We start from the raw sequence: 17,686 nt of genomic DNA, 5'->3' as shown, positions 1-17,686 counted from the left end.
GCGGATCACGCATCGCGATTCGTCACGCCGGCCGATTCGAAGCTCGCCATTTCGTTGATGAACGCCGTTGCCGCGCGCAACAGCGGCACCGCGAGCGCCGCGCCTGTGCCTTCGCCGAGACGCATGTCGAGCGACAGCAATGGCAGCGCGCCGAAATGATCGAGCATGCGCCGATGCCCCGCTTCGTTCGACGCATGCGCGAACACGCAGTACTCACGCATGCTCGGCGCAAAGGCGTCGGCAATCAGCAAGGCCGAAGTGCCGATGAAGCCGTCGACCAGAATCGTCATGCGCGCCTCGGCGGCCGCGAGATACGCGCCCGCCATCATCGCGATCTCGAAGCCGCCGAAGGTGGCGAGCACGTCGAGCGGATCGCTGGATACGGGGTGACGCGCGAGCGCCGACGCCAGCACATTGCGCTTCTTCGCGAGCCCCGCGTTGTCGAGGCCCGTGCCGCGGCCGACGCATTCGTCGATCGGCACGCCGCACAAGCGGCTCATCAGACACGCGGCCGCCGAAGTGTTCGCAATGCCCATCTCGCCGAAGCCGATCACATTGGTGCCGAGCGCCGCGTGATGCCGCACGCGCGCCGCGCCCGCCTGCATCGCGGCGATCGCCTGGTCGCGGCTCATAGCCGGTTCGCGCGCGAAGTTGCGGGTGCCGGCCGCAATCGGAATGTCGATAAGGCCCGCGGTGGATGGCAACGGCGTCGCAATGCCCGCATTCACGACTTCGAGCTCGATGCCCGAGACGCGGCTCAACGCATTGATTGCCGCGCCGCCCGCGAGAAAGTTGGCGACCATCTGCGCGGTCACCGCTTGCGGATAAGGACTCACGCCCTCCTCGGCGACGCCGTGGTCGCCGGCGAACACGATCATCGCCGGGCGCGTCACGGTGGGATGCGTGGTGCGCTGAATCAAGCCCATCTGACGCGCGAGCGTTTCAAGCCGGCCGAGACTGCCCGGCGGCTTCGTCTTGGTATCGATGATGTGCTGCAACTCGTCACGCAGCGTTTGATCGAGCGGTTCGACTTCGGGCAATCCGGGCAAGCGTGGCAATGAAGTCATGAGCGTGTCTGAAAGAGGATGTTGGAATCAAGCGGGAATAAAGCGATCAGCTTGCCGGCGCGTCATGGCCGGCAGGCGATTCGTGACGCGCGCGCGGCGCGGGAATCAGCGCCTCGTGTTCGCCGTCGCGAATCAGAAGCAACGGATAGCCGAATGCGCGGCTCGCGAGCGTAGGCGTCAACACGTCGTGCACCGGTCCGGCATATGCGCCGCCCGCGCCGTCGAGCAGCAGCGCATGGGTCGCGAAACGGCGCGCGAAGTTCAGGTCGTGGCACGAAAACATGACTGTACGCCGAGGCGCGCGCGTCCACGCGGCTAGCGCTTCGAGGCAATCGATCTGATGATGCAGATCGAGATGCGCCAACGGTTCGTCGAGCAGCAGCAACGGCGCGTCCTGGCACAGCACCGCCGCCAGCGCCACGCGTTGCCGTTCGCCGCCGGAGAGCGACAGCACATCGCGCGCGGCGAAGGCGGCGAGTCCCAGCAGATCCAGCGCCGCGTGCGCCGCTTCGCGATCGGCTTCGCGCTCCCAGCCCCACCCGGTGAGATGCGGGAAGCGGTTCAGCATCACGATATCGAGCACGCTCGCGCTGAATGCGTCAGGCGCGCTTTGCGGCATCAGCGCGCGGCGTTGTGCGAGCGACAGCGGCGGCCAGTCGGCGAGGCGCACGCCGTCGAGTTCGACATGTCCGGCCGACGGCTGCAGCAAACCCGCGAGTGTGGAGAGCAAAGTCGTCTTGCCCGCGCCGTTCGGGCCGGCGATGCACCAGATCTCGCCGGCGTAGAAGGTATGCGTGAAGGCATCGAGCAAGGTGCGCGCGCCGGCACGCAAGGTCAGACGTTGCGCGCCGAGGGTAGCGTCATGAGAAGGAGCGTGACGGGTTTGCATTATCGGCGCCTGTGCAGCAGCATCCACAGAAACACCGGCACGCCGATGATCGACGTGATCACGCCGACCGGCAATTGCGCCGGCGCGATCACGGTGCGCGCGATCAGGTCCGCGCCCATCACCGCGACGCCGCCGCCGAGCGCGGCGGCCGGCAGCAGCATGCGCTGATCGTTGCCGAACGCGAGCCGCAGCATGTGCGGCACGACCAGTCCGACAAAGCCGATGGTGCCCGCCGTCGTCACCGCCGCGGCCGCCGCGAGCGAGGCCACCAGATATACCCGCAGACGCAGCGGCATCACCGCGACGCCTAACGCCTGCGCGGCGGCGTCGCCACGCAGCAGCACATTCAGACGCGGCGCGGCCGGCACGATCGCAACCAGCACGATGACGAGCGCGGCGAGCGCCGTCCACGGCATCGCGCCGCCGTTGAGGTCGCCGGTCAGCCAGAACAGCATGCCGCGCAAGCGGTTGTCCGGCGCGAGGTTGAGCAGCAAAGTAATGAGCGCGCCCCAGCCCGCCGCGATCACCGCGCCGGTCAGCAGCAAACGCGGCGAGGTGTCCTGCGGCTCGCCGCGCCACAACTCGCGGCGCGCCAGGCCTAGTACCAGCAGGATCGACACGAACGCGCCGGCGAATGCGCTCGCGTCGACGATCCACCATGCGCAACCGGCGATCATCGCAATCAGCGCGAAGCTCGCCGCACCGCCCGATACGCCCAATACATAGGGCTCGGCCAGCGGATTACGCAGCAGCACTTGCAGTAACGCGCCGGCCAACGCGAGCAACGCGCCACAGGCGAAGCCCGCCACCGCTCGCGGCAAACGCAGCGTGCGGACGATCTCGGCGGCCAGGTCGGACGAACCTGAAGCCGGCGCATGCGACGGCATCAGCGCCGCCAGCACGCGCATCGGCGCGAGCGTTACGCTGCCGAGCGCGAGCGACGCCATCAGCACCGCCAGCGCGATTCCCGCGAGCGCCAGCCAGATCGCGGCCGCGCGCTTCGCGCTCATCCCGCGCAAAGTGGCGGGCATCGAACTCGAGTGGCGATTCATCCGCGCGCACTCAGCGAAGAGGCGCAAGCATCACTGCTGCTGCCAACCAACCGTGAGATACGCACCGCGCCGCGGCGAGTTATACGAGTAGGCCGTTTCATAGTCCTTGTCCAACAGATTCTGGATTTGCGCGGCCACGTACCATGCTTTCGTGATGTTGTAGCGCGCCGACAGATTCACCACGCCATAGCCGCCCAGCTTGCCGCTGCTGTCATTGCTCGGGCCGCTCACGATCCACTCGCCGCCTACACGCCACCCGGCGATGCTGCGGTTCACCGTCAGCGCGCCGAAGCGCCGGGCGCGCCGCACGAGGTCGGCATCGTTGTCGAGATCGACGGGATTCTGCAGCGTTACGGAAGCGCGCACGTCCGTCTTGCCGACATGGCCGCTCCACGATCCTTCGAGTCCTTGCACCTTCGCATGCCCGACGTTCTCGGCCAGATAGATGCCGGGCGTCACCTGCTCATAGTTGATCAGATTCGAATAGCGCGTCTGGAATGCGGTCAGACGCATCACGCCGAGCGCATTCGATGCGTACTGCAGCGCGGCTTCGATCGAATGGCTGCGCTCCGGCTGGATAGACGGATTGCCGCTGAACGGATAGTACAGATCGTCGAAGCTCGGCGCGCGAAACGAATCCGAATAGCTTGCGCTCACCTTCCAATGGCCGGTGATGTCGAAGCCGTAGCCGAGATAGTAACTGTTCGCTCCGCCGAAATCGGAATACTGGTCGCGCCGCACGTTGGCCTGAATCTGGTTGCGTCCAAAGCGCCCCGTATAGCCGGCGAAGCCCGAATCCACATGACGATCCGGCGCCGCGAACGTGTCCGAGTCGAGGCTCTGGTCGAGATGCTCATAGCCGACCTGCAACTTCTGCTGTGCGGCCAGCGCGAAATCGTTCTGCCATGTGTACTGGCGATTGTCGGTATCGAAGCGGCCGTTGTACACGCCGTTGGTGTTTGACACGCTGCGGTCGTCGCCCTCGGCGACGATGAAGTGCGTGGTCCACCAGTCCGCCAGCTTGCCGTTCGCGAACGCCGAGACCTGGCGCACCTTGCTATACAGGTTGTTCAGATCGGTCGGCACACCGTACGCATTGTCGTAGCTGTTGTTGCCGTTCGACTGGAAGTAGCTGACGCCGGCGTCCCATCTGTCGTTGAACTTGTGACGCAGCGAGGCCGAGATGCTCTCGTTAAGATAGCCGTTCGCATTCGGATTGGCGTTGGGCGCCTCCTTCGTGTTCAGCGACGAAAAGCCGTCGTCCTTCGAACGCGCGAGCGAAATGCTGAAGGTCGTCTTGCCGTCTTTGTCCAATGCGCCGTTCACGCCCGCCTGCTGCGTCTGCGTGTGATAGCTGCCGTAGCCGAGCGAAAAATTGAAACGGGGCGGATGGTCGCCGCCGTCTTTCGTGAACACCTGCACCACGCCGCCGATCGCGCCCGAGCCGTATAACGCCGACACGTTGCCGTTCACTACCTCGACGTGATCGATCTGGTCGAGCGGAATCTGCGCGAGTTGCGGGGCACCGAGACTCACCGAATCGACGCGCACGCCGTCGATCAGCAGCAGCGATTGCGTCGACGACGCGCCGCGTAAAGAGAGACTGGCTGTCGAACCGGGACCACCTGTGCGCGAGATTTGCGCGCCGGGTGCGAGTTGCAGGAGGCCGGGCAAATCGGTCGCGGTGGTGTCGGCGATATCCTGCTGATCGAATAGAGACGTCTGCGGGATCGTGTCGACAAGTGCTTGCGGCGCGCGATCCGCGGTCACCACCACGGGCGACAGCACCGCCGCAGACGGCTCCGCAGCCGATGAATCCTGCGCGGAAGAAGATGCACTTGAAGACGCAGCTTGCGCGTGCACGACGATCGGCAGGCTCGCAAAGGCGAGCAGCGCCGCGCGGGCGATGGGGGACAGCATGGGATGAAAGTCCTGTGGATAGCGTGCGCGGCCCGCTTCCCCGCAGGCCGATGCGTAACGAGGCGCCCGCGTATTTAACATTTTCGCGCGTGACGTGCCTCTCCCTCTGGCCGGTATCCGGGCTGGCGACACATCGATCCCGCCTTCCCACGCGAGACGCGCAGTGGCACACTCGCGAGTTGAACTTTCAACACGCGATCAGAATCGACTTGCATGACGAATGCGGTCGCTTACCGTTGCGGGGGCAGCGCAGGTTGGCGCGTTCGGTTGAATCGCGCGCCCTGCTTCCCGTTTAACTGCGTGCGCCGTTTGAAAAGCGCACGCGGGCACCAGAGTGCGGGCAGTTTAGGAGCGGCCTCGGAGTCCGTCAAGAAGGGTGAAACCGCGGGCCATGCGTTCTGTTAAGTGCAGGCATTTGTCCGACGCGTGAGTACTTTTTCATCATATGGTCGATAAAAAGCCTGCATAAAGCGATGTTGTTACGTCTCGAAACGAGACAATTGTCGGAACCTGCGACATTCCGCGCTAAAATGCGATGTCTTTAGAGGACGCAGCAGATGCTCACCGAACTCGAAACACTTTCACAAAATATCGGCAAGCTGATCGCGATCAGCCAGCGCCACAATGAAGCGCGACTCGCGCTCGAAGAGCAACTCGCGCAATCGCGCGCCGATGCCGAAGCCACGCGCACGGAACTTGCAATGCTGCGCGAGGAACGTAACGCGCTGCAGGCGGAACGCGACGCGCTTTCGGCCAAGATCGACGACGCACAAGTGCGCCTGAATGCGATCCTCGAGAAGCTGCCGCGTGCCCGCGCGCACAGTGAGCCGGACAACCAGCTCGATCTGCTCGAGCCCGCTCAGCAAGTAGCCGAAGCCGAGAGCGACGTGACCCGCCACGGAGAAAATGCATGACCACCAAGCAGATCGAAGTATCGATTCTCGGCGTGCCCTATCGCCTCGCCTGCTCGCCGGAAACGGAAGCGGCGCTGCTCGAAGCGGTCGCACGCGTCGACGCCGAAATGTCGAAGATCCGCAATAACAGCAACGTGCGCGGCACGGATCGCATTGCTGTCATGGCTGCGCTTTCGCTGGCATCGGAACTGCTTCGCTTGCAATCGAGCGTGAGACACGGAGAAGCATTTCCCGCTGAGGAAATCCGGCGTACAATGCATCAAATGAACGAACAACTAGGTACTGTGATTGAGCAGTACAGCATGCAGTGAGTCCATGCAATAAGCCTCATGTGTTATCGTGCTGCCGGTCCTGAGATCGGCGGCGGATTCAAACGGAATGTGTGAGCACAAGGTGTGCAAGATTCAGCAAACGTTTGAGTTCAATCGGTAGTCGGTTTTAGCTTCATCGGTTTAGCTTCCCTGCCTGGTTCGCCAAGGTCATATATTCCTTGAACCAATGCCATGTGCACGGTTGCGGAAATTTGTAGCACGGGTGTGCGCGTCACTCTGTCTGATGTACCCGAAGTGTTGCTAACTGCGACCAATTCTGAACCCCCGGTTCAGGATGCCGGCCTAGCGGCTAAGGCGGGGACCTTATTTAGAACGGCATCGGACTTCGGTTCGGTGCCGTTTTTCTTTGGGCGCTGTGTTTTTGTTCGCCGATTTCTTCCGCATCTTCAACCTCTTAACGTTCAATTCGATTCATGCGCTACTGGCTAATGAAGTCCGAACCAGACGAAGCAAGCATCGACCATCTCGCCAACGCACCGCATCGCACGTTGCCCTGGACTGGCGTGCGTAACTATCAGGCGCGCAACTTCATGCGCGACATGATGCAGGTCGGCGACGGTGTGCTGTTCTATCACTCGAGTTGTCCGGAGCCCGGCATCGCCGGCATTGCGGAGGTATCGTCCACTGCGTATCCCGATCCGACGCAGTTCGATAAGAAGAGCCCCTACTACGACGCGAAGTCGTCGCAGGAAACACCGCGCTGGGTGCTCGTCGACGTGGTGTTCAAGAAGAAGATCCCGCTGATTCCGCTCGCCGCACTACGCGAGCATGACGAACTCGCCGACATGCGCGTGCTTGCCAAGGGCAACCGCCTGTCGATCACACCGGTGACCGAAGCCGAATGGCGTTTCATCACCAAGCGGCTCGCTTGATCGTGCTCGCTTTTTGGATGCGCGGCGCGGATCCATGCACACGCAAACGTTAAAGCAACATCAAAGCGGGGAACCAAGCTCAGGTTACAGGCGCCTAACGATGTCGCAAACGCCATGCCACCGCGCGGCGTTTGCCCAATCGTGCACAACCTGTTCTAGCAAGGAGTCCAACAATGACGAAAAACACCGCACGTGCACTCGCTTTCGCTCTCGTCTGCGCCGCGCCCGCCGCGCTCGCACTCACGCCGGCCATGGCACGCGCGCAAAGCACCGGCCAATATCAGCCGGCCGGCGTGCTGTCGCTGAACGCGCAGGCCAGCGCGGAAGTGCCGCAAGACGTCGTCGATATCACGCTGTTCTACGAGCAGGAAGCGAGCGATCCGTCGGCGCTCACGTCAACGCTGAACCAGCGCGCCGATTCGGCGCTGCAAAAAGCCAAGGGTGTGAACGGCGTGACGGCGCGCACGGGCTCGTTCTCGATCTATCCGTCCACCGATCGCGACGGGCGCATTTCCGCATGGCGCGGCCGCACGGAGATCGTGCTCGAATCGCACGACTTCGCCGCAGTGTCGAAGCTCGCGGGTCAAATGGCATCGATCATGCAGGTCGGCAACGTGCAGTTCTCGCTCTCGCCAGAAGCGCAGCGCGCGGCCGAGCAGAAGCTCACCAGCGAAGCGATCAGGTCGTTCCGCGAGCAGGCCGCTTCGTCCGCGCAGGCGTTCGGCTACAGCGGTTATTCGATTCGCGAGGTCAACGTCGGGCACAACGGCGTGATGCCGCGTCCGGTGATGATGATGAGCGCGCGCGCCATGGGCGCCGACGCAAAGTCCGCGGCGCCGGTGCCGATCGAAGGCGGCACGTCGACGGTGACCGTCAACGTGTCGGGCTCGGTGCAGATGAAGTAACGCGTTGTTGCGTGAGAAGGACTGCGTCGCAGCAGCCAGAAAAAAGCCACGGCATGCCGTGGCTTTTTTCATTCGAGCCCTCGCTACGATAAACCGCAGCACTCAGTTCACGCTGACCGCCTGAGCCGGTTCATGACGAGCACGGCGATACGACCACACGAGCAAGCCGATACCGACCAGGATCATCGGCAACGACAACCATTGGCCCATGGACAGGCCCATGGCTAGCAGGCCGAGGAAGTCGTCCGGCTCGCGCGCGAATTCGACCGTGAAGCGCGCGAGGCCGTAGCCGATCAGAAACACAGCGGAAATCGCGCCCATCGGCTTCGGCTTGCGCGAGAAGAAGATCAGCACGAAGAACAGCGCGACGCCTTCCAGCGCGATTTCATACAGCTCCGACGGATGGCGCGGCAGCATGTGATATTGCGCGAATACTTCGTTCAGGTGCCATTGCGCGGCCAGTTGCGGATGCGCGGTGAGCCACGCGGCGTCGTCGGGCGCGGCGCCTGGAAACAGCATGGCCCACGGCGACGACGGATCGGTCACGCGGCCCCACAACTCGCCGTTGATGAAATTGCCGAGACGCCCCGCCGCGAGGCCGGTCGGCACCATCGGCGCGACGAAATCGGTGACCTGCAGCCATGAGCGTTTGCGCTGATACGCGAACAGCACCATGGCCAGCGTCACGCCGAGAAAGCCGCCGTGAAACGACATGCCGCCTTCCCACACCTTGAAGATGTCGAGCGGATGCGCGAAATAAAAGCTCGCTTTATAGAACAGCACGTAGCCGAGCCGGCCGCCGAGAATCGTGCCCAACACGCCGTAAAACAGCATGTCGTCGATATCCTTGACGGTCCATCCTTGCGCGGCGACATACGGCAAACGCAGCCGCAACCGGCCGACCACGATCGCCGCGATGAACGCGACGAGATACATGAGTCCATACCAGCGCACGGCGAGCGGCCCCAGATGAATGGCAATGGGGTCGAAATTGGGGTGAATGAGCATCGTGTTGTTATGGGCAGTTCAGGTTCAAAAGCGAATATCGGGTAACGGGCGGCGCTGCTCGCAGCTTGCGGCGCATGCATTGGACGGTCCGGCCGCCAATGCGTTCGCGAAGACGCGTCTACATGTGCGCGGCGCGGCGGATTATTGCGCCTCGACGGTCGCCGCATGCGCCCGCACGATGTCGATGAAACCCGCCAGCACCGGGCTCACCTCGGCGGTCCGCCAGACGAGGCCTGTCTCGATCGCGGGCACCGACTCGCAAAGCGGACGATACACGACGCCGGTGCGGCGCAGATTACGTAACGATTGCGGTACCAGTGCGACACCCATGCCGGCTGACACGAGGCTCACGATCGTTTGCATCTGGATCGCTTCCTGGCCGACCCGGGGCGCAAGGCCCGCCACGCCGTAGCAATCCATAATGATGTCATAAAAGCCTGGCGCCAAACGTCTTGGGAACACCACGAGCGGTGCGTCGGCAACATCGCGCAGGCTGATCGGCGTGTCAAGCCATTCGGCGCGCGGGTCGGCATGGTCGCCACTGGCGCTCGCCAGGCGCGCCGCCATCTCCGTCGACATGGCGATCACCAGCGGCTCGCGCGCGATCGGCAGCCACGAGAGTTCGGTGGCGTGGCGCGACGGCAGCGGTGCGATCACGAGACCCGCGTCGATGCGCCCGGCCACCAGTTCGTCGACTTGTATGTCGCTGGTGGCTTCGGTCAATTCCAGCCGCACGCGCGGATGACGCGCACCGAAATCGCGCAGCAGCAGCGGCAGCAGGCCATAGTCCGCGGTGGACACGAACGCCAGCGACAACACGCCGGCCTCGCCGCGCGCCAGGCTCTGCGCGAGCGGCCGCAGCCCCTCCGCGCTTGCGAGCAGGCGTTGCACCTCGGGCAGCAGATCGGCGCCCACCGACGTCAGTTCGACGGAACGCTTGGTGCGCGCGAACAATTCGACGCCGAGCGTCTCTTCGAGCGCGCGGATGGCTTGCGACAAAGGCGGCTGCGTCATCGAGAGGCGCACGGCCGCGCGCCCGAAGTGCTTCTCTTCGGCGACGGTCACGAAATAGCGCAACTGGCGCAAATCAGGAATGGCAGGCAGCATGGGTGATACATTTTACGACCTAATGAGCCACGAATAATACATTGGACACGCGCATCGCAAAACTGCGTCGTTGCGCGGCATGCCGGTCTACACTGGACGGATGCCGCCGGCAGCCCATGCCGGCGCGACCGAAACCCGCAGCGGCGCGGATCAAAACAAAACAGACAGGAGCTTTCCCATGGCATACAACCGTCGTTCGAAGAACATCACGCAGGGCGTGGCGCGCTCGCCGAATCGATCGATGTACTACGCGCTCGGCTACGAAAAAGCCGACTTCGACAAGCCGATGATCGGCATCGCCAACGGCCACTCGACCATCACGCCGTGCAACGCCGGCCTGCAGCGTCTGGCCGATGCCGCCGTCGCCGCGATCAAGGGCGCCGACGCGAATCCGCAGATCTTCGGCACGCCGACCATCTCGGACGGCATGTCGATGGGCACCGAAGGCATGAAGTACTCGCTGGTATCGCGCGAAGTCATCTCCGACTGCATCGAGACCTGCGTGCAAGGCCAGTGGATGGACGGCGTGGTCGTGATCGGCGGCTGCGACAAGAACATGCCAGGCGGCATGATCGGCATGCTGCGCACCAATGTGCCGAGCATCTACGTGTACGGCGGCACGATCCGTCCGGGCAACTGGAAGGGCACCGACCTGACCATTGTGTCGTCGTTCGAAGCTGTCGGCGAGTTCACGGCCGGCCGCATGTCGCAGGAGGATTTCGACGGGATCGAACAGAACGCGTGCCCCTCGACGGGTTCGTGCGGCGGCATGTACACCGCCAACACCATGAGTTCGTCGTTCGAGGCGCTCGGCATGTCGCTGCTGTATTCGTCGACGATGGCCAATCCGGATCAGGAAAAGGTCGACTCGGCGGCCGAATCGGCCCGCGTGCTGGTCGAATCGGTCAAGAAGGATCTGAAGCCGCGCGACATCGTCACGAAGAAGTCGATCGAAAACGCCGTGGCCGTGATCATGGCCACCGGCGGCTCGACCAATGCCGTGCTGCACTTCCTCGCGATCGCGCACGCGGCCGAAGTGGAATGGAGCATCGACGACTTCGAGCGTATGCGCAAGAAGGTGCCGGTGATCTGCAACCTGAAGCCGTCGGGCCAGTTCGTGGCGACCGATCTGCACAAGGCCGGCGGTATTCCGCAAGTCATGAAGATCCTGCTCGACGCCGGCCTGCTGCATGGCGATTGCATCACGATCACCGGCAGGACCATCGCCGAAGAACTGAAGGACGTGCCGGGCAAGCCGCGCGCCGATCAGCAAGTGATTTTCCCGATCGACCAGGCGCTCTACAAGGAAGGCCACCTGGCGATCCTGAAGGGCAATCTGGCCGTCGATGGCGCGGTCGCCAAGATCACCGGTCTGAAGAACCCGGTCATCACCGGCCCAGCCCGCGTGTTCGACGACGAGCAAAGCGCGCTTGAAGCGATTCTGGCCGACAAGATCGTGGCCGGCGACGTGGTGGTGCTGCGCTACCTCGGCCCGAAGGGCGGCCCCGGCATGCCGGAGATGCTCGCGCCGACTTCGGCGATCATCGGCAAGGGTCTTGGCGAAAGCGTCGGCCTGATCACCGACGGGCGCTTCTCGGGCGGCACGTGGGGCATGGTGGTCGGTCACGTCGCGCCGGAGGCCTTCGTGGGTGGCACGATCGCGTTCGTGCAGGAAGGCGACTCGATCACCATCGACGCGCACAAGCTGCTGCTGCAACTGAATATCGACAATGCCGAACTGGAGCGCCGCCGCGCCGCATGGCAACAGCCGAAGCCGCGTTACACGCGTGGCGTGATGGCGAAATACTTTGCCTTGGCGCAACCGGCCAACAAAGGGGCGATAACGGGCTAAGCGGCAGTTGCGGCGACGGCTGGCCGGGCGAGCACATGCACGGCCTGGTATCGCTACGACAGCTTGCGCGCACGCCTGAAGCTACGTAAAAGCGAAAGGGACGCATGGGAAACCGTGCGCCCCTTTCCTTTTATAATGCTGGCACCACAAGTCGGGCACTCGCACCGACGGAGACCAGAATGAAATCAAAGTCGCACACAGCGCTTGCAGCCGCCGTCGTGCTGGGCGCCGCGTTGAGTGCCGGCAGTCCGGCGGCGCAGGCCGAGGCCGCGGGCCTCGCGCTGGCCCAACAGCAGAACTGCATGAGTTGTCACTCGGTCATACGGTCGTTCATGGGACCGGCACTGCACGATGTCGCGGCCAAATATGCCGGTCGCGAAGATGCCGCCGCGTATCTCAAGCACAAGATTCTGGATGGCAGCACGGGCGTGTGGGGCGAGGTGCCGATGCCCGCGAATACGCAACTCACGCCCGATCAGGCGGCTACGCTCGCGAACTGGGTGCTCACGCTCAAATAAGCTGGTCACGCAAGGAGCGCGAGCGGCGCGCGGCGCGCCCGCTGCTCTCTACGGGATCACGCACTGCCCGAAGCGCGCCGCGCGATCTCTTCCACCACCGCTTCGCGCACCCAGGCGGTCATCTCGTCCTCCAGCGCCAGCGCCACTTCGCGCGTGATCTGGTCGATGAGCCACCCCGTGTGCGCATGCAAGGTCTCGCGACAACGTTCCTCGATCACGCTGCGCCCGTCGCCCGCCAGAAAACCGGCGACGCGTCTGCGCAGACGTTCGGCGATGACGTCGGCATCCAGATCGAGATCCGGAGCCGGCTCGACGGCGCCTTCGCGCGCGATATCCGGCGGTACGGTCGAGCCCGCTTCGAGCGGCGTAATCGGCTCGGCCCGATCGAACACGCCCGCCGAAGTCGCGAATGCATTGTCATGCGCATGCCGTGGTTCGGCGGCCTGGTGCGCCCGCGAACGCTTCTTCGGATGATGATGATGATCGGCCGGATGCGCAGGCTGCGGCGCAATCGCCGGTTGCGCTGCGAGGGTGGGTTCCTGTGCATGCAACGGCTGCGCCGCGAGCACCGGCTCCGCCGAACTCATCTGCTCCGGCGTCAGCACCGGCTGCGGCGCGAGCACGGGCTCCGCCTTGAAACTGGGTTCGCGCGGGCCGTCGAGTTCGGCCGCATCGCCCGACGTTTGGCGCGGCTGCACAGAATGACCTCGCACGAGAACCTCGTGCAAGGTCGGGATCGAATCGTCGTTGGGATCGGACACGTGCGCTCTCCGTGTTTGAGTCGAAGCTGAAGCAGCCCGCGTGCACGCCGAATGCCTGAGACCAGACACGACGCGCGCGACGCGGACCGAATGGGACCTAGCTGCCTTGCTTGTAGTTGTTCAGAGCATAGCCGCGATCGCGATAGAAGCGATAGCGTTCGCGGCCCGCCGCGAGCTCCTCGTGTGCGTTACCGACCACTTCCAGCAATCTTTCGAAGCGCGCGAATTGCGCCGGCACCGTGGCGCCCAGATTGAGCAGCACCTGATGATGCGGCACATCGTCGAGGCTGGAAGCCAGCACGATCGGCGTTTGCGCGGCGAGTGGCGTGCCTGCCATGCAATGCGGCACGAAGTCGAGCGGCGCGAAGGTCCACAACTGTTCGTCGAAGGCCTTCAGGCGCGCCGGCTCGGCCAGCACGATGGTCGGCTGGCCCGCCTGATACGCCTTGCGGATCAGGCGGCACGCATACAGCAGCGAATCGCCGACGTTCGAGTGAAAGTCGATTCTCGTCATCGGCGGCTCCGCGTGGCGGCGGCGTTCGCTGCCGCGCCTGCTTCTCTACTGCATTGCGTCATTGCGTGGCGCGACCGTCCGCGGCCCTGTCGATCAGGAACTGCGCGAGCAACGGCACCGGACGGCCGGTAGCGCCCTTCGCCGCACCGCTCTTCCATGCCGTGCCCGCGATGTCCAGGTGCGCCCACGGATAGGCGTCGGTGAAGCGCGACAGGAAACACGCCGCCGTCACGCTGCCCGCCGGACGGCCGCCGATGTTGGCCAGATCCGCGAAATTCGACTTGAGCTGATCCTGATACTCGTCGTCGAGCGGCAGACGCCAGGCCGGGTCGGACGCTTCACGCGATGCGTCGAGCAGCTCGCCCGCCAGCGCGTCGTCTTTCGAGAACAGGCCGCTGTTGTGGTGACCCAGCGCGATAATGCAGGCGCCCGTGAGCGTGGCGATGTCGATCACCGCGGCCGGCTTGAAGCGCTCGGCGTAGGTGAGCGCGTCGCACAGGATCAGGCGGCCTTCGGCGTCCGTATTGAGCACTTCGATCGTCAAGCCCTTCATGCTGGTGACGATGTCGCCCGGCTTGGTGGCCGTGGCCGACGGCATGTTCTCGACAGCCGGGATGATGCCGACCACATTGAGCTTTAGCCCCATTTCGGCGACGGCGCGCAACGTGCCCAGCACCGAACCGGCGCCGCACATGTCGTACTTCATCTCGTCCATGCCTTCACCCGGTTTCAGCGAGATGCCGCCCGTGTCGAACGTCACGCCCTTGCCGACCAGCACCACCGGCGCGGCTTTCGCGGCGCCGCCCTGATACTGCAGCACGATGAATTGCGCCGGTTCGACCGAGCCGGCCGTGACCGACAGGAACGAGCCCATCTTGAGCGCTTCGCACTGCTTCTCGCCCAGCACTTCGACCTTCAGCTTCCAGTCTTTGGCGAGCTTCTTGGCGGTGTTGGCGAGGTAGGTCGGCGTGCAGACATTGCTCGGCAGATTGCCGAGGTCGCGCGTCAGGTCCATGCCGTTGGCGAGCGCGGCGCCCTGCTTCGCGGCCAGCTTGGCAGCCTTCTCGTCGCCCGTGTTGACGCTGAAGACGATGCGCTTCAACGCGCGCGCCGCATTCTCCGGCTTGCTCTTCATCTGCGTGAACTTGTAGGTCAGTTCGCGCAGCGCGAGGATCGCGGCGCGCACGCCCCAGTCGGCCGTGCGTTCGAGGATCGGCGCTTGCGCCAGCGTAAAGGTGACCTGGACGATCTTGGTGCCGAGCAGCGCGCGCCAGGCGGCCCGCACGGCGTCGCCGTAGGCTTTCTGGTTGAAAGCGTCCTGCTTGCCGAGGCCGACCAGCAGCACGCGGGAAGCGCCGATGCCCGACACTTCATGCAGGAACAGCGTGGTGCCGGCCTTGCCGTCCATGTCGCCGGCCTTGATGATGCGGGTCAGCAGGCCGCGGGTGGCCTCGTCGATCTCGAGAGCCGCGCCCGACAGGGTTTGCGACTCGAACACGCCGATTACGATGCAATCGGATTTCCCAGTCAGGAAACCGTTTGACGAGCCTTTGGTCCAATCACAGGCTTTTATGCTAAAGTCCATCGCGCTTGTCCTCGGATAAAATCTGGGCTTAGGATGAAAGCCGCAATTATCCGCTATTTTTCCTGCGGCGGCTGCACCGGAGGTGTGACGGGAAGCAACCCGTGCGCCACTGAGAGCGCCCCCTCTCATCATCAATAATGATCTTCGAACGCTCCCTCCAGCGCGAACTCGCGTATACGGCTGGTGCCGTGTTCATGGTTCTCCTCACGCTCGTGCTGACGACGATGATGATCCGCATCGTCGGCTTCGCAGCCTCGGGCGAGATCGACCCGCGCGACGTGCTGGTCCTGATCGGCCTGACCGTGATCGGCTACCTGGCGATCATGCTCGTCGCGACCCTGTTCGTGTCGATCCTGTTCGTCCTGACCCGTTGGTACAAAGACTCCGAGATGGTCGTGTGGCTCTCCTCGGGTGTCAGTCTGACCCAATTCATCAAGCCGATCGGTATTTTCGCCACGCCGATCATCATCCTCATCATGTTCTTCGTGTTCGTCGGCTGGCCGTGGTCGAACCAGCAAAGCAAGCTGATCCGCGCGCGCTTCCAGCAGCGCGACGAGGTCTCGCTGCTCGCGCCGGGTCAGTTCCGCGAATCGGCCACCAGTCACCGCGTGTTCTTCATCGAGAAGATGTCGGCTGACCAGGCGCGTGTGGAAAACGTGTTCGTGACCAGCACGGAAAACGGCAAGGTCAACGTGGTCGTGTCGAAGACCGGCCATACGGAAACGCGTAAGAACGGCGATCGCTTCGTGGTGCTGGAAAACGGCCGCCGTTACGACGGCCAGCCGGGCCAGCCCGATTTTCGCATCATGGAGTTCGAACGCTACGGCGTGAAGATCCAGAGCCAGCCGGTTGTCAATACGCCCAGTACCACCGGCACGCCCACCCTCACGCTGCTGCGCAACCCGACCAACGACAATCTCGCCGAATTCGCGTGGCGTGCGGGGCTGCCGCTCATCGCGATCAATCTGATGCTGTTGGCCATTCCGCTCGCGCACCAGAATCCGCGGCGCAGCCGCACCATCAATCTCGTCATGGCGGTGCTGATCTATCTGACGTATTCGAATCTGTTGAACGTGGTGCAGTCGTGGATCGAGCAGGGCAAGATGTCGTTCCCGGTCGGGCTGGTGGGTCTGCACGTGATCGTCGCGGCGATTGTCGCGTTCATTTTCTGGCTGCGCGTGCGCAACCGGCCGCTCTTCACGCGGGCAATGTTCAGCCGTTCGCAAGGAGCCTGACCGATGCGCATCTATGAAAGGTACTTCGCGCGTCAGATTTATCTCACGTTCATCTTTATTCTGTTTGCGTTTTCGGGTCTGTTCTTCTTCTTCGACCTGATCAACGAATTGAATTCGGTTGGCCACGGCAACTACAAATTCCAGTACGCGGTATTGCGAGTTGCGTTGCAAACGCCGTCGCGCTTCTACGAAATCATTCCGGTCGCCGCGTTGATCAGCGCGATTTATGTGTTCGCGCAAATGGCCGCGAACTCGGAGTACACGATTTTCCGCGTGTCCGGGCTTGCTACGAATCAGGCGCTGCGTTCGTTGTTGAAGATCGGCATTCCGCTTGTTTTGCTGACGTATCTGATCGGCGAAGTGGTCGGGCCTTATACGGATCAATTGTCGGAGCGCGTGCGGCTCGAGGCGCTGGGGTCTTCGGTGTCGAGTAATTTCGAGTCGGGCGTGTGGGTGAAAGATACGCTCACGGCGCGCGCGGATGGCGAACAGGTGACGCGCTTCGTGAACGTCGGCGAATTGAAGCCCGACGCGACCATCAGCAATGTGCGCATCTACGAGTTCGATTCGAAATTCCGTCTTTCTAACGTGCGGACTGCGAAGAGCGGCAAATATCAGCCGCCGGGCCATTGGCAATTGACCGGCGTGACCGATACGCAATTGATCGACGTGCCCCCTCCTCCGGGCACGCCCGCGGATGCGCTGAATCCGGTGTATCGGGCGAAGGAAGTCGCGGTGCCGGAGTATTCGCTGCGCTCGGAATTGACGCCGCAGATTCTGTCGGTGCTGCTGGTGTCGCCGGATCGGATGTCGATGTTCAATCTGTTCCGGTATATCCAGCATTTGACCGAGAACCATCAGGATACGCAGCGGTATGAAATTGCGCTGTGGCGCAAGCTGCTTTATCCGTTTGCGGTTTTCGTGATGCTGGTGTTGTCGTTACCGTTTGCGTATTTGCATACGCGGGCTGGTGTCGTCGGGATGAAGGTTTTCGGCGGGATCATGCTGGGGATGAGTTTTCAGTTGTTCAATACGCTGTTCTCGCATATTGGCACGTTGAATACCTGGCCTGCTCCTTTGACTGCGGCTACGCCTGGGTTGGTTTATCTGGTGCTCGGGTTGGTTGGGTTGAAGTGGGTTGATCGGCATTAGGAG

The 17,686-nt window shown here is 63.2% G+C and carries 17 protein-coding genes, 1 other RNA gene and 1 riboswitch; of the genes, 9 read left to right on the top strand and 9 right to left on the bottom strand.

The features are described 5' to 3' along the window. Nucleotides 1-5 precede the first annotated feature (5 nt). From cobT to BPHYT_RS04850, 4 genes are read right to left on the bottom strand one after another with little or no spacing between them, the layout of a single operon-like run. Nucleotides 6-1,067, bottom strand: coding sequence for a nicotinate-nucleotide--dimethylbenzimidazole phosphoribosyltransferase (gene cobT / locus BPHYT_RS04865; protein ID WP_012432048.1), 1,062 nt, complete (start codon nt 1,065-1,067; stop codon nt 6-8). A gap of 46 nt (nt 1,068-1,113) precedes the next feature. Continuing rightward, nucleotides 1,114-1,956, bottom strand: coding sequence for an ABC transporter ATP-binding protein (locus BPHYT_RS04860; RefSeq protein ID WP_012432047.1), 843 nt, complete (start codon nt 1,954-1,956; stop codon nt 1,114-1,116). Continuing rightward, the gene (locus BPHYT_RS04855; protein ID WP_012432046.1) at nt 1,956-3,008 is read right to left on the bottom strand and encodes a FecCD family ABC transporter permease; all 1,053 of its coding nucleotides are present in this window, start codon (nt 3,006-3,008) and stop codon (nt 1,956-1,958) included. Before BPHYT_RS04855 ends, BPHYT_RS04860 begins: the two co-directional genes overlap by 1 nt. A 30-nt stretch (nt 3,009-3,038) precedes the next feature. Beyond that, the gene (locus tag BPHYT_RS04850) at nt 3,039-4,928 is read right to left on the bottom strand and encodes a TonB-dependent receptor domain-containing protein (RefSeq protein WP_012432045.1); all 1,890 of its coding nucleotides are present in this window, start codon (nt 4,926-4,928) and stop codon (nt 3,039-3,041) included. 91 nt (nt 4,929-5,019) lie between these two features. Beyond that, nucleotides 5,020-5,277, bottom strand: a riboswitch (cobalamin riboswitch). Between the two features lie 208 nt (nt 5,278-5,485). Between BPHYT_RS04850 and BPHYT_RS04845 the strand changes: the two genes are divergently transcribed. From BPHYT_RS04845 to BPHYT_RS04830, 5 genes are all read left to right on the top strand, one after another. Continuing rightward, entirely contained in the window at nt 5,486-5,842 is a 357-nt protein-coding gene (locus BPHYT_RS04845) for an ATPase (protein ID WP_012432044.1), read from the top strand. Next, on the top strand, nt 5,839-6,153 hold the full coding sequence (locus BPHYT_RS04840) for a cell division protein ZapA (protein WP_012432043.1): 315 nt from the start codon (nt 5,839-5,841) through the stop codon (nt 6,151-6,153). Before BPHYT_RS04845 ends, BPHYT_RS04840 begins: the two co-directional genes overlap by 4 nt. Before the next feature lie 144 nt (nt 6,154-6,297). Continuing rightward, nucleotides 6,298-6,479, top strand: a non-coding RNA gene (ssrS, locus tag BPHYT_RS36895) — 6S RNA. 108 nt (nt 6,480-6,587) lie between these two features. Next, a complete protein-coding gene (locus BPHYT_RS04835; protein WP_012432042.1) occupies nt 6,588-7,046 on the top strand; it encodes an EVE domain-containing protein in 459 nt (152 codons plus the stop codon). 173 nt (nt 7,047-7,219) lie between these two features. Beyond that, nucleotides 7,220-7,951 carry an SIMPL domain-containing protein gene (locus BPHYT_RS04830; protein WP_012432041.1) on the top strand — a complete coding sequence of 244 codons (732 nt, stop codon included), beginning with the start codon at nt 7,220-7,222 and terminating at the stop codon, nt 7,949-7,951. Nucleotides 7,952-8,053: 102 nt separating this feature from the next. Here BPHYT_RS04830 and lgt read toward each other — a convergent pair whose 3' ends face one another. After that, on the bottom strand, nt 8,054-8,959 hold the full coding sequence (lgt, locus tag BPHYT_RS04825) for a prolipoprotein diacylglyceryl transferase (RefSeq protein ID WP_012432040.1): 906 nt from the start codon (nt 8,957-8,959) through the stop codon (nt 8,054-8,056). Between the two features lie 141 nt (nt 8,960-9,100). Further along, nucleotides 9,101-10,066: a LysR family transcriptional regulator gene (locus BPHYT_RS04820; RefSeq protein ID WP_012432039.1), complete on the bottom strand. Its 966-nt coding sequence runs from the start codon at nt 10,064-10,066 to the stop codon at nt 9,101-9,103. A 178-nt stretch (nt 10,067-10,244) separates the two neighbouring features. Here BPHYT_RS04820 and ilvD point away from each other — a divergent pair, with 178 nt between their 5' ends. Both ilvD and BPHYT_RS04810 read left to right on the top strand, forming a co-directional pair. Next, entirely contained in the window at nt 10,245-11,918 is a 1,674-nt protein-coding gene (ilvD, locus tag BPHYT_RS04815; protein ID WP_012432038.1) for a dihydroxy-acid dehydratase, read from the top strand. A 179-nt stretch (nt 11,919-12,097) separates the two neighbouring features. Beyond that, nucleotides 12,098-12,436, top strand: coding sequence for a c-type cytochrome (locus tag BPHYT_RS04810; RefSeq protein WP_012432037.1), 339 nt, complete (start codon nt 12,098-12,100; stop codon nt 12,434-12,436). A gap of 56 nt (nt 12,437-12,492) precedes the next feature. Here BPHYT_RS04810 and BPHYT_RS04805 read toward each other — a convergent pair whose 3' ends face one another. The 3 genes from BPHYT_RS04805 to BPHYT_RS04795 all read right to left on the bottom strand — a co-directional run bounded on the left by BPHYT_RS04805 (nt 12,493) and on the right by BPHYT_RS04795 (nt 15,296). Continuing rightward, entirely contained in the window at nt 12,493-13,197 is a 705-nt protein-coding gene (locus BPHYT_RS04805; protein ID WP_012432036.1) for a DUF2486 family protein, read from the bottom strand. A gap of 97 nt (nt 13,198-13,294) precedes the next feature. Further along, entirely contained in the window at nt 13,295-13,711 is a 417-nt protein-coding gene (locus BPHYT_RS04800) for a DNA polymerase III subunit chi (RefSeq protein ID WP_012432035.1), read from the bottom strand. Between the two features lie 58 nt (nt 13,712-13,769). Further along, nucleotides 13,770-15,296, bottom strand: coding sequence for a leucyl aminopeptidase (locus BPHYT_RS04795; protein ID WP_012432034.1), 1,527 nt, complete (start codon nt 15,294-15,296; stop codon nt 13,770-13,772). Nucleotides 15,297-15,433: 137 nt separating this feature from the next. Here BPHYT_RS04795 and lptF point away from each other — a divergent pair, with 137 nt between their 5' ends. After that, complete coding sequence (gene lptF / locus BPHYT_RS04790; RefSeq protein WP_012432033.1) at nt 15,434-16,531, top strand: LPS export ABC transporter permease LptF; 1,098 nt, start codon at nt 15,434-15,436, stop codon at nt 16,529-16,531. Nucleotides 16,532-16,534: 3 nt separating this feature from the next. Next, a complete protein-coding gene (gene lptG, locus BPHYT_RS04785; protein ID WP_007175952.1) occupies nt 16,535-17,683 on the top strand; it encodes an LPS export ABC transporter permease LptG in 1,149 nt (382 codons plus the stop codon). Nucleotides 17,684-17,686: the final 3 nt, after the last annotated feature.

The sequence above is a fragment of the Paraburkholderia phytofirmans PsJN genome, assembly GCF_000020125.1.
Classification (GTDB): Bacteria; Pseudomonadota; Gammaproteobacteria; order Burkholderiales; family Burkholderiaceae; genus Paraburkholderia; species Paraburkholderia phytofirmans.
This window is presented reverse-complemented; position numbering and strand designations above follow the sequence as displayed.

Coding starts and splice junctions, on each gene's coding strand:
- BPHYT_RS04845 (WP_012432044.1), top strand. CDS start 5,486: ATGCTCACCGAACTCGAAACACTTTCACAAAATATCGGCAAGCTGATC.
- BPHYT_RS04810 (WP_012432037.1), top strand. CDS start 12,098: ATGAAATCAAAGTCGCACACAGCGCTTGCAGCCGCCGTCGTGCTGGGC.
- cobT (WP_012432048.1), bottom strand. CDS start 1,067: ATGACTTCATTGCCACGCTTGCCCGGATTGCCCGAAGTCGAACCGCTC.
- BPHYT_RS04795 (WP_012432034.1), bottom strand. CDS start 15,296: ATGGACTTTAGCATAAAAGCCTGTGATTGGACCAAAGGCTCGTCAAAC.
- BPHYT_RS04850 (WP_012432045.1), bottom strand. CDS start 4,928: ATGCTGTCCCCCATCGCCCGCGCGGCGCTGCTCGCCTTTGCGAGCCTG.
- BPHYT_RS04800 (WP_012432035.1), bottom strand. CDS start 13,711: ATGACGAGAATCGACTTTCACTCGAACGTCGGCGATTCGCTGCTGTAT.
- lptF (WP_012432033.1), top strand. CDS start 15,434: ATGATCTTCGAACGCTCCCTCCAGCGCGAACTCGCGTATACGGCTGGT.
- lgt (WP_012432040.1), bottom strand. CDS start 8,959: ATGCTCATTCACCCCAATTTCGACCCCATTGCCATTCATCTGGGGCCG.
- BPHYT_RS04835 (WP_012432042.1), top strand. CDS start 6,588: ATGCGCTACTGGCTAATGAAGTCCGAACCAGACGAAGCAAGCATCGAC.
- ilvD (WP_012432038.1), top strand. CDS start 10,245: ATGGCATACAACCGTCGTTCGAAGAACATCACGCAGGGCGTGGCGCGC.
- lptG (WP_007175952.1), top strand. CDS start 16,535: ATGCGCATCTATGAAAGGTACTTCGCGCGTCAGATTTATCTCACGTTC.
- BPHYT_RS04830 (WP_012432041.1), top strand. CDS start 7,220: ATGACGAAAAACACCGCACGTGCACTCGCTTTCGCTCTCGTCTGCGCC.
- BPHYT_RS04860 (WP_012432047.1), bottom strand. CDS start 1,956: ATGCAAACCCGTCACGCTCCTTCTCATGACGCTACCCTCGGCGCGCAA.
- BPHYT_RS04820 (WP_012432039.1), bottom strand. CDS start 10,066: ATGCTGCCTGCCATTCCTGATTTGCGCCAGTTGCGCTATTTCGTGACC.
- BPHYT_RS04855 (WP_012432046.1), bottom strand. CDS start 3,008: ATGAATCGCCACTCGAGTTCGATGCCCGCCACTTTGCGCGGGATGAGC.
- BPHYT_RS04840 (WP_012432043.1), top strand. CDS start 5,839: ATGACCACCAAGCAGATCGAAGTATCGATTCTCGGCGTGCCCTATCGC.